We start from the raw sequence: 11,329 nt of genomic DNA on the forward strand, positions 1-11,329 counted from the left end.
ACTCACTTCTCGCCTTTCAAACCTTCGTAAACTTTATCAATATTAAATCTCATCATTGAGATATAATCTCCGGTTTCACCTTGAGAATCTAAAAATATAACTTTTGCTCCGGTTTGTTTTAACACAATATCAGCAGTCTTAGGATTATAAAACTGCTTAGATGTAAATACTGTTTTTACATTATATTTTTTCATCAAAGATATTACATTTAGAATATGCTTAGGTGTTGGCTCCCTACCGTGTCCCATTTCTATTTCTGCTAAATATATCAATCCAAATCTATTTACAAAATAAGGAAATTCATAATGGTAAGAAACAAAATATTTATTTTTCAAATCTTTAAATTTTCCATTGCCATAATTTACAACATCATCTATATTTTTTTCAAACTCTTGATAATTTTTAAGATAAAAACCTTTATTTTGAATATCTTTTGAAGATAGATACTGATATACATTTTTTGCAATTACTTTTGCATTTAAAGGGTCAAGCCAAACTGCCGGATGGATTTCATCTTCATGCTCATCTCTTTCTTTTAGCAAATACAATCCTTTTAAAGATATTATTTTCATTTTATTTTTTACATTTTTCTCAATTTTATCAATATTTGGCTCTCCGGCTCCTATAAAAACAAACAAATCAGCATTATATATAGCTTTCATATCAGAACTTTTATATTCATAAAGATGATAATTTACAGAAGGAGGAATAATATAATTTACTTTAACTTTTTCCTTCCCAACAGCTTTCACAATATCAGCCAAAGGCTTTATAGTAGTAACAACATTAATCTCCTTTCCAAAAGAAAAATTAAATAACAAGAATAATAAAAATAAATACCTAACCATAATTAATAACCCTCAAAAAATGATTTTTCGTTGATTATATTCTAACAAAATATATTTGTGAAAAAAAATGATTTTTGATTGATTATCTCAGAAAATAAAGAAATTAAGAAGATACCTACCTCCTTTTAAGAAGGTAGGAAAATTGATTTATTCTTATTTTACATTACATGTTTGACTTTCTAAATCTTTACAACTATTAAAAGTTTTTCCATCACTTGTAATTATTCCACCATTAGAAGTAGCAGTTAATGTTAAACTATTATTTATTTTTAGCTGTCCTTCTGTAGGACAAGTATTTCCAACAGGTGTTTTTATATCTTGAAGAGTTTCAAATTTATACCATTTTTTAGTACAACTTCCATCATAAAGATATCCATTTATTCTTGATACATCAGGTATTCCGGCAACTGAATTTCCAACCTTAGAATATATAGTTAAATTTTGTGCAGCTACATCTGCTTCTAATTGACCATTAACATAAGATACTATTCCACCATTAACTGTATAATTACCTTCTATAACATCTCCATATTCATCTTCTTTTAGATATTCTGCTTGAAAAGAAACTGTTTTAAATGTTGATTTATATGATTTGTTTTGATATTTATCGTCATACTCGTAGTTTCCATTTAAACTAATTTTATATGTATTATTATTAATTCTGTTATATTCCCAATCAAATCCAGTAGAGTAAGTATACTTATAATAATCACTTTCTTCAATCCAATCTTTATCTATATGAGTTTTTCCATAATACCAGCCATTATTATCATATTTATCAACTGAAGAACCACTTCCATTATATGTCCAACCATATTCTTTACAATTATTTGCTACAAAAGTTGAAGTTATCTCATTATTTTTCCAACATGCAGCATCATAATCATTAGATGGGTCTGTACAATTAGGATTAGTCCAAGAATATTTAAAAGTAACAGTACCACCATCTTGACAATTATAAGTTCCTTCAGATGTTCCCTGTGCTAATATTTTTCCACTTTTTGAAAGCTCTTTTAATTTTGAATAGATTAAACTTTTAATAGATTGGTTTAAAGAAAGTGGTGTAGGAACACCTCCTGCATTATTGTTGTTATTACCTACACCAGTTAAAAGATTGCTAACAGTTTCTAAACCAGCACTTCCAGCACTTAAAGATGTTGCATTTTGAATATCACTTGAAGTGGCAGGGGTAACAGTTGGTGTAGATGCTGATGTGGTCGTTCCTCCACCTCCTCCACCACAAGAATACATAATTAATGCTGCACCTAACCCTAAACCTAAAGCTGAAACTTTTAAGTACTTCATCTGAAACCCTCCTTTTAAAGAAATTTGGAATATTATAATGTCCTTTATTCTTTCTTGTCAAGAATTTAACTTTATATTAAAATTCTATAGACAAAAATTTTATAAGGAGATTAACTAAAAATGAGGAAGATAGTTTTTTTATTTATTTTGATTTGTTATAGTTTTTCTTATGCAAAGCCTTATAAAGATGAAGTTATAGTTTTCTTTAGAAATAAGATACAAACTCAAACAATAACCGGATTAAGCATTATAAAATCTCACAATAATATGGCAGTTGTCAAATTACCTAAAAATAAAGATATGGATACATATATAAAAGAATTAACATCAAGACAGGATGTAGTTTATGCTATTCCAAATTATATAATAACAAAACAAATAATACCTAACGATACATATTATCCATACCAATGGTATTTAAGAAAAATAAATATGGAAAATGCATGGAATATTTCAACCGGTTCTAATAATGTATATGTAGCGGTTCTTGATAGCGGGATAGATTATAATCATGAAGATATAAAAGATAATATATGGCTTAATACAGGAGAACTACTTGGTAAAGATGATAATCATAATGGTATAGATGATGGCTGCGAAAATGATATAGATGACGACAATAATGGATATATAGATGATTGTTATGGATTTAATGCTGTTGCAGGTAAAGGTAGTGCTCTTGATGATGATGGGCATGGAACATTTGTTTCAGGAGAAATAGGAGCAATAGGAAATAATGCAAAAGGTGTTGCAGGAATAAACTGGAATATAAAAATAATACCTTGTAAATTTCTTTCCTCAGATGGTTCTGGAGATTTAAATCAATTATTACAATGTCTTAACTATATAAAAACAATAAAAGAAACAAAAGGTATAGATATAGTAGCTATAAATGGAAGTTATGGCTATACAGGAAATCAATCTCAATTAAATATTGACTGCTCTAATCCTTCTTATCAAAATACAGAAAAATGTTTAATTCAATCCATAGGTGCTTTATTTTCAGTAGCTGCCGGAAACTATGGACAAAATAATGATAAAACTGTATTTTTACCATGTAATTATTCTACCGTATTGAACAATGTTATATGTGTAGGCTCTACAAACTCAAATGATGAAAAATCTTCCTTTTCAAATTATGGCACAAAAACGGTAAATATATATGCACCGGGTGGAGAAATAACTACATCATCTACCTGTGATAAAACTCAAGAAATAATAGGTTTATTAAATAATAATAAATATGGTTGTGCAGTTGGGACATCTCAAGCTGCACCACTTGTAGCTGGATTAGCAGCATTATTAAAAGCTTCTAATCCTAATTTAACAATATCAGATATAAAAAACAGAATAATTTTAACCGGTGATAATTTGATGAGTTTATCCGGATACGGTATAACTGCAAATAGAATAAATGCATATAATGCATTATTAAATACACCTTCTCCAAAAATAACAATAGATAAACATATAAATCAAGATAGTTTCGGAAATTATTATTATGATTATGGCTCGGTTCAGTCAGGACAAACCTTAACATTATCATTTAATATAAAAAATAGTGGAAATGCTGTTTTAAATATAGGAAAGATATCCATCAATAACACAAAAAATTTTAGTATCATTCAAGATAACTGTTCTAATAAAAATTTAAATAGTTTTGAAGAATGTAATATCCAAATACAAATATACCCTTGTGGTGATAATGAAGCAATAATATCTATTCCAACAAATACAAGTTATGGCAATTTAAATATAAAACTAACCGGAAACACTCAGATAAATTGCACCTCCCAAGCTCCATCTTCAAATAGCGGTGGTGGAGGTGGTGGTTGTAATTTAGGTGGCTCTGCAAACTTAGGAATATCTTTATTGATACTTGTTATCATTATAACCGGAAGAAGATTAGTTAGAAAATTGGCTTAGGAAAAACCAGTTTGAAAAAAGATGAAAAATAAAAGAAGAAATTACTGATTTTGAATAAAAATATAAATAGCCAAAAATAATAGAAGGAAATATAGTTAAACCGGAAAAAATAGAAGGATTTAATATTAAATGGGCTACCATAAAAAGAATAGAGCTTAAAACTATTGATTTAAAAGGATTATATATTTTTAAAAGCTCATTTTGTATATATCCTCTGAAAAATATTTCTTCTGCTAATATTTGAACTACCTGATTTGTCGGAAAAACAGAAAAATTAAGGAATGGCAAGTATAATGCTGAAAGCAAAAAACTGGCTATAATACCCTTCACAGAAAAAAAACCAAATTTTTTTATATCATAAAATATAAGTGGCAAATTTAAAATAAAGAATGAAAAATAATAAAATCCATTATAAAATTTTGATAAAATTAAACTTATAACCAATAATAAATATAAATTTAAAAAACTCATTTCAAAATCTAAAATTTAATAAATCTTCCAGATTAGTTTTTATGTTCTTATTAACCGGCGTATTATATATATTTCCAATAAAAATTCCATCAACTATAAAATTTTCTAAATCTTGCGAACTATATAACTTACCTTTAAAACTTCCGGCTATATTTTCACTACTGAGATTAAACTCTAATATATTATAATCTTTTTCCGGTTTTAGCTTTAAATCTATCCTTAAATTTTTTACAAAAGGATTATCTGTTTTTGATACAAAAATTTCTGCCTGTCCTTCTAAAGCCAACATTTTATCCTGTTTTTTTATTATAAAATTATTTGTACTCAAATTACCATAATATTTAGGCTTTAACTGATAATCCTCTAATTTTAAATCTTTTAATATCAAAACTGCTTCTTTTTTTAAAGGGTTTATTTTTACTTTTTGAGAGTTATTTATAAGTAGGTTTATATTCAAAAAGTAATTTCTTGCTTTGATATCTTCAATATAGATATTATCATAACTTATTCCAACAATCTTCGTTGAAAAAATATTGCCCTCAACTGTTTTAAATCTCAAATTATTTTCTGCAAGAAATTTTATCAAAAATTCTCTTATCGGGAAATTAATTATAAAAAAGATAAGGAATGATATCAAAAATATAAAAATATATAAAACCAACCTCTTCACAATTAAGCTCCTGCTATAACAGAAATTTTAAGATTATTATTTTGACGAATATTATCTATGGTTATTGCATAAATATTTATATTTTCCTTTTGAAGATTATTAATAAAAGTTTCTAATTCTACCGGTGTTATATTCTCAAGATTTATTTCAAAAAGCTCTTTCCCTTCATAATTTATAGGCTTAATTGAACTAACTTTAGATTTTATACCTGAAATTTGTGATATTTTATCTATATCTGAAAGATTCAATGATTTTAAATTTCCTTTTTTTGAAGAATATATACTGGCTAATTCAAGAACCTCATTATAATTTGCTATCTCTTTTGTAATTTTTGTTTCAATTGCTTTTATCTTTTTATATTGTTCATAAATAAAAAATATTCCTATAAATAATATAAAAATTAAAACAGCTATAAATATTGTTCTCTTTTCATTTTGTTCTAAGGAATTAAAAAATATCTCCAACTTTTTCATCTTTTCCCAACTATCTTAAATCTTATTCTGCCTTCCGGTTCTTTTACACTCTCTTCTATTTTAACATCGGAAAATTTATCATTTAAAATTTTTCTAAAATTTTCTACTTCTTCTATGGTATTTGCAACTGCTTTTATACTTAGTTGATTTTGTGAAATATCAAGAAAAAGTATATCTATTGTTTTTGATTTTTTACTGCCGATAAATTCAAGTATATCTGCTATATTTTCTTTGTTTTTTGAATCTTCTTGAAATTTTGCAACCTTTCCTCTTGCCTGATTAACCGGTTCAAATGCAGGTTCATTAAAATATTTTGTATAGATTATTTTTTCTTTATTTTTTATAAATTTTAGTTCTTTCTCTAAAAATAAAACTTTTATAAAAAGGGAAAGATTTATCATAATAAATACACCGACAAGTGACAAAGTTATTAAAGATAGCTTTTTAAAACTAAAAAAATCTTCTTGATGCAGAAAATCTATTCCTATATCATATAAAGGTGCTATCAGATTTCCAAAAGCAATATTTAGCCTTGGGTCAGATAAAGGATTGTTTAAAACAGGATTGTTTATATCTCTTGGTATATATCCTGATACTATAATACTATTATTTTCTTTGGCAGAATTTATTGCTTCATTTATTGACAAACTCCTAACAAATTTCGGGAAACTATTTTCTACCTTAATATAGACAGCATAATCCGGATAAAAATGTATTATATCTGCATCTTTAATATTATTATGAGTTAAAACTCTCAATATAGCGAAGATATCACTATCTATTTTAAATATAGATTTATATTGGGTTTTTATATTTTCAACTATTTCCTTTTTTGTTATTACACAAAAGATATCATTATTTTTCTTATAAAAATCAAATGCTATATTCTCAAAATCCGGAAAATCAAATTTTAAAGATGTTTCTACTGCTTTTTTAAGTTTTATTTCATCATTAATATCCAATTTAAAATATCTAAAGGTAGTCTGATTTACCGGAATAGATACAACTACTTTTGGATTTTTGAGATTTTCCGATATCTTTATATCCTTATTTAAAGGATTTATTTTTGCATATATTTTTTCTTCCTTTTCAAGTTGTAAAGCCAAAATCTCCATCTTAATAAATCTTTCTCCAGATTATATTTATATCTTTGTTTTTTCTTTCTAAAAGAGCAGTTAAATGATATATATTATCGTTTAAATTTATCTCAATATCAACCAAAAAATTTTCACTTTTTACATCTACGATATCAAGCTGTTTTAACCGATATATTATATCTGAATTAACTCCATCTACAAGAGATAAATCATTTATATTTTTAAATGGTTTTTTTTCTCTATAAGAGATTATATTTGCTACTATTTGCTCTGTTAGAGAAGGGTCAAGAGATTGCAAAATCCATTTTGAAGCAGTATTTATATTTATTTTTCCGTTTGAGTAAGGGGAAAATAAAGTTCTAAATCCGGGAATAAATTTTCCGGAAATAATATATCCATTATATATCTCTTTTGTTACACCATCTATCAATTTCATCTCTTCTAAGCTATCTATAAAACCATTTTTTGCCGGATATTCTGTATAATTCTCCTTACCACCCTGAGATATACTATCTTTATCTATCCAATCTATTATATTAAATAATAGAGATTTATTGTATCCTATATTTTCAAACAATCTTTCAAAAACCGGAAAAACTCTTTGATTTATATTTTTTCCATCATTATTTAATAAGATATTAGGATTTAAAAACCTTTCTTGGTCTATTATATTAATCTTTAATTTTATATTATCTATAACTAAAGGCATTTCTGTAGCCCATTTATCTTGAAGTGTATCTATATCATCACTATCAGATAACAAAAAATCTTTTACTGCATTTAAAGATGCATCAGATATTAGATATAGCTGTTCTTTATTTTTGTAATCATTTACATACGATTGAAAAATATATATATCATCCGTAATTGATGTTAGTAGAAATGTTAAAGTAGTTATAATAGATATAACAAATATAATTATCATTTTACTACCTTTGCGTTTGTGGTTATATAATAATCAAAGCCATCTATTGATATCTTAATTATTTGAGGGAAATTTTTTCCTTTGTAATTTACAAGCCAATTTTGCCCGTCATATATATAAATTTTTAAATTTTTGAATTTACCAATATAACTTTTTTTTATCCCATCAAAACCAAGATTTCCATCAACATAAGGAAATTCTTCATAATAAATATCTATGTAATCTTCATCACTTTTTTTTAAAATATATTCTGCCCTTACAAAACCTTCATAAAATACAGGATAACCGGTATAAAATGATATTCTGTCTTCTTCTATCTTTATATTTTCATCTCTTTTTTCATATTTTGAGTAAAGTCCGGCTGTTAATTGATTTATAAAAGCAATCTCATTTATGCTATTATTTATAGAATTTTCAAAATCTCCCATTGATTTAATATTATTTATAAATACAGTCCCACCTATAGAAAATACAAGGGATATCAAAATGATAACAACAAGAAGCTCAAGTAATGAAAAACCTTCATTCTTTTTCATGGTATGCAGAAATATATAAAAATATCAAAAATATACAAAAATTTATATATTTCTGCATTTAAACCACTAAAACTATTACTAATCCCTGTCGGAATAGACAATAGCCTATTCAGAAACAGGTTTGCATTCTGTAACTGGTAAATGTTAAATTTAATCGGTCTGCATAGTTTTCTCTTTAATACCCTAAACAATTCCTTACTTTTAAAATAAAAATCAATTATCTTGAATTTAACTCTTTTAACAATGTTTACTGCACCGTTGATATCGGCATTAAATCTTAATCCATAGATAAAATCTTGATATAGTCCTCTTTCTAATCTTTTTCCTGATAATTCAATGTTTTTATTTTTCATAACTTTCCTAATATCATTAGTCAAACAATTTGCTTGACTTGTAAAATATTCTTTTTCTTTATCACTAATTTCAATGCCATATTTCTTTGCTTTGTATTTTATCATATCAATTAACAATCCAAATGGTATACTAACAAAATTTTGATTAGTTGTTTTTCCTAAATTAATACCATTTTTAGATTCTAAAATATCTCTGGAAATAATAATATGTTTTGCTTTTGATAACAATGCATATTCTATTATTCTTGCAGATATTAAATGAAACCATATCTTTATCTTTTTATTTCTATATCTAAATAACTTCCTGATTGAATAATCGTATTTTTCTTTCTCTCCAATATTATCCGATTTATCTTTCAATGATTGTAATTCTGCCTTCTTTTTATTAAACCATTGGTTAAATGATTTTATTTGTTTTCCATTTATTATTAGGCTTTCAATAGATGGATTATTGGTAAATATACTTGCTAAATTATCTAATCCTAAATCAATACTTACATAAATATTGTCATTTAGTAGTAAATTTTCCTTTAAAATTTTCTCTTTATATACGATATGCAGTTCGTATTCATCTAATCGTTTTACCAATCTAATAGATGATATTTCTTTTCTTAACATAAATTTTGGCAGTTTAAATTTTAGTTTTAGATAGTTATTTAATGTTAGTATTAATCCATTATTTTTAATCTTAAAATTATTTTTAACAAAACTAACAGAGAAATTATTTATTCTACTTAATTTCTTTGGTTTAGGTGGATTGGGTTTATTTTTGTATTTATGAGGATTTTCTTTGTAATCTTTTAAAGCATTAAAATAACTTTTATATTCATTCATTACCTGTTCTATAAGTTTTTGAACTGTGACTGATGACAGATTTTTAGATACTTCTTTTAAAGATGGGAAATAACTTGATGATTGAATTTTATTAATTATTTCAATTTCTTTAACTGATAATTGTTTTCTTGGATTTTCTACTAATGATTTTTTAAAGGCAGATATATTTAAAATAAAATATCCTTTTTCTTTGATTATCAGATATACCAAATTTTTAAAATGTTGACAGGTTTTAATAAAATCATTTGATATATCAATCTTTGTTTTATTTCTTATATGTAAGACTAGTACTCTATCTTCTATTGGCATTTACAAACTATTTTACATTTTTTATGGTACAATTATAACATAATTGTTTTTAAATATAAAATTTTTGTATATTTTGTATAGTTCTTTACAGTATCAATTATATAATAAATTATTACCGGTTTATCCTTATAGATATAAATTTTTTTCCTTATTCCATAGCCGGCAGACTCATAACTTTGTTTTACAGAAGGCAGTTCTTCATATCCTTCTTTTATATTATAGATGTATTTTTTCACCTGTTGTATATCATTAATATCTTGTAAAAAGGCGTCATAATCTTTTATATAATTTGTATAAATTTTTATCACTACAGACAATGAGATTACAAGCATAACAATGGCAACTAAAACTTCTAAGAGGGTGAAGCCTTTTTCTTTTTGTAAGTTTTTATTCACTCCAAACTGATATATCATCTTCTGTACCGGCTTCACCATCTGGACCAGCTGATTTTAACTCAAATGGATGTTTATCTGAAGGATATATATATATTAAATCATTACCCCATGCATCTTTTGGTATTTGTTCTAAATACTGTCTCCATTTTTTCGGGACAGGTGGTGTTTCCGGTTTTTGCACCAAAGCTTTTAGTCCCTGTTCAGTAGTAGGATATGTTCCGTTATCTATTTTATACATTTCAAGTGCCCTTTTTACTTCTTTTAGCTGTATTTTTGTAGTATCTATCTTTGCTTCATCTACTCTACCGGTAAGCTTAGGAACCAAAAGTGCAGCTAAAATAGATAAAATAACAATAACAACCAGTAGTTCAAGAAGAGTAAATCCTCTCTCTTTTCTCATAAATTTCTCCACTCCTAAAATAATTAATTAAGCGATATTATAGCACAGTTTATTTTAAATATTCAGTTAAGAAAATTTAAAACTCACTTAATAAAATATTAAAACATATTTAAAGTAAAATAAAACTCAAATCTATTTTGGGAGGTGTCATTATGGGTAAAAAATTTTTAGTTTCAGCAATCCTTTCTTCAGGGCTTGCTCTCTTATTAAGCGGTTGCGGAAGCGATGATGGAGGTAGTACAAGTACAACAACCGGAGGTAGTACAAGCAGTCCAACGGTTCAGTCAGTATCATTCAAAGAAGTGCCATTACCTGCATCAGATGCAGATTTAAAATCAGTTAAAGTAAGTCCGGCTTTGACTGTTACTTACAGCGACGGTTCTACTAAAGAATATCCACTATCATATGAGGTAATAGCAAAAACAGGAGATAAAATAGGAAATGGAGAATTTGGTATGTTTTATGATGTTGACCTGCAACCTATTTTAGCCGATGATGGTTCTAAAACATATTCAAATAATCCTGATGCTAACTCTCTGATAAAGATAAATAATACTGCTTATTTAATTACTCATTTTGAAGAACCACCGGGATTATTATATAAAACGGAGCTTGATAACAACGGAAAAGCTGTTAAAACAGAACCTATTGATTTTAAAAGTGTAGGTGGAACTATTATTAATTGTGCTGGTTCTTTAACTCCTTGGAATACACATCTTGGTGGTGAAGAAGATTATGATTTAAATCCAAGATATGCAGATAAAAACTCACCTTATTATACCGATTG

General features: G+C 26.3%; 13 protein-coding genes. 2 read left to right on the forward strand and 11 right to left on the reverse strand.

What is annotated here, in order from left to right; translation table 11 throughout:
- Positions 1-2 precede the first annotated feature (2 nt).
- Positions 3-848: a metal ABC transporter substrate-binding protein gene (locus QOR43_RS02750; RefSeq protein WP_265134451.1), complete on the reverse strand. Its 846-nt coding sequence runs from the start codon at positions 846-848 to the stop codon at positions 3-5.
- Between the two features lie 153 nt (positions 849-1,001).
- On the reverse strand, positions 1,002-2,153 hold the full coding sequence (locus QOR43_RS02755) for a hypothetical protein (RefSeq protein ID WP_265134450.1): 1,152 nt from the start codon (positions 2,151-2,153) through the stop codon (positions 1,002-1,004).
- Positions 2,154-2,273: 120 nt separating this feature from the next.
- On the opposite strand from QOR43_RS02755, the gene QOR43_RS02760 reads away from it, so the two are divergent.
- The gene (locus QOR43_RS02760; protein WP_283571414.1) at positions 2,274-4,079 is read left to right on the forward strand and encodes a S8 family serine peptidase; all 1,806 of its coding nucleotides are present in this window, start codon (positions 2,274-2,276) and stop codon (positions 4,077-4,079) included.
- Here QOR43_RS02760 and QOR43_RS02765 read toward each other — a convergent pair.
- The 9 genes from QOR43_RS02765 to gspG form a co-directional block, all read right to left on the reverse strand.
- On the reverse strand, positions 4,059-4,409 hold the full coding sequence (locus QOR43_RS02765) for a CPBP family intramembrane glutamic endopeptidase (protein WP_283571415.1): 351 nt from the start codon (positions 4,407-4,409) through the stop codon (positions 4,059-4,061). The genes QOR43_RS02760 and QOR43_RS02765 overlap by 21 nt on opposite strands.
- A gap of 142 nt (positions 4,410-4,551) precedes the next feature.
- Positions 4,552-5,136, reverse strand: a complete 585-nt coding sequence (locus QOR43_RS02770) for a hypothetical protein (protein ID WP_283571416.1) — start codon at positions 5,134-5,136, stop codon at positions 4,552-4,554.
- 86 nt (positions 5,137-5,222) lie between these two features.
- On the reverse strand, positions 5,223-5,693 hold the full coding sequence (locus tag QOR43_RS02775; RefSeq protein WP_265134347.1) for a hypothetical protein: 471 nt from the start codon (positions 5,691-5,693) through the stop codon (positions 5,223-5,225).
- The gene (locus tag QOR43_RS02780) at positions 5,690-6,808 is read right to left on the reverse strand and encodes a hypothetical protein (protein WP_265134346.1); all 1,119 of its coding nucleotides are present in this window, start codon (positions 6,806-6,808) and stop codon (positions 5,690-5,692) included. The genes QOR43_RS02775 and QOR43_RS02780 overlap by 4 nt, the downstream gene beginning before the upstream one ends.
- 1 nt (position 6,809) lies before the next feature.
- Positions 6,810-7,715, reverse strand: a complete 906-nt coding sequence (locus QOR43_RS02785; RefSeq protein ID WP_265134345.1) for a type II secretion system minor pseudopilin — start codon at positions 7,713-7,715, stop codon at positions 6,810-6,812.
- Positions 7,712-8,251, reverse strand: a complete 540-nt coding sequence (locus tag QOR43_RS02790) for a prepilin-type N-terminal cleavage/methylation domain-containing protein (RefSeq protein WP_265134344.1) — start codon at positions 8,249-8,251, stop codon at positions 7,712-7,714. The genes QOR43_RS02785 and QOR43_RS02790 overlap by 4 nt, the downstream gene beginning before the upstream one ends.
- Entirely contained in the window at positions 8,248-9,747 is a 1,500-nt protein-coding gene (locus QOR43_RS02795; protein WP_265134343.1) for an RNA-guided endonuclease InsQ/TnpB family protein, read from the reverse strand. Before QOR43_RS02795 ends, QOR43_RS02790 begins: the two co-directional genes overlap by 4 nt.
- 32 nt (positions 9,748-9,779) lie before the next feature.
- Positions 9,780-10,160 (reverse strand): type II secretion system protein, encoded by a 381-nt coding sequence (locus QOR43_RS02800; RefSeq protein WP_283571417.1) that lies wholly within the window; start codon positions 10,158-10,160, stop codon positions 9,780-9,782.
- A complete protein-coding gene (gene gspG / locus QOR43_RS02805; protein WP_265134341.1) occupies positions 10,135-10,542 on the reverse strand; it encodes a type II secretion system major pseudopilin GspG in 408 nt (135 codons plus the stop codon). Before gspG ends, QOR43_RS02800 begins: the two co-directional genes overlap by 26 nt.
- Positions 10,543-10,694: 152 nt before the next feature.
- On the opposite strand from gspG, the gene QOR43_RS02810 reads away from it, so the two are divergent.
- A partial coding sequence (locus QOR43_RS02810) for an alkaline phosphatase PhoX (RefSeq protein ID WP_283571418.1) occupies positions 10,695-11,329 on the forward strand: 635 nt, incomplete at its 3' end.

It is taken from the genome of Venenivibrio stagnispumantis (assembly GCF_900182795.1).
GTDB lineage: Bacteria > Aquificota > Aquificia > Aquificales > Hydrogenothermaceae > Venenivibrio > Venenivibrio stagnispumantis.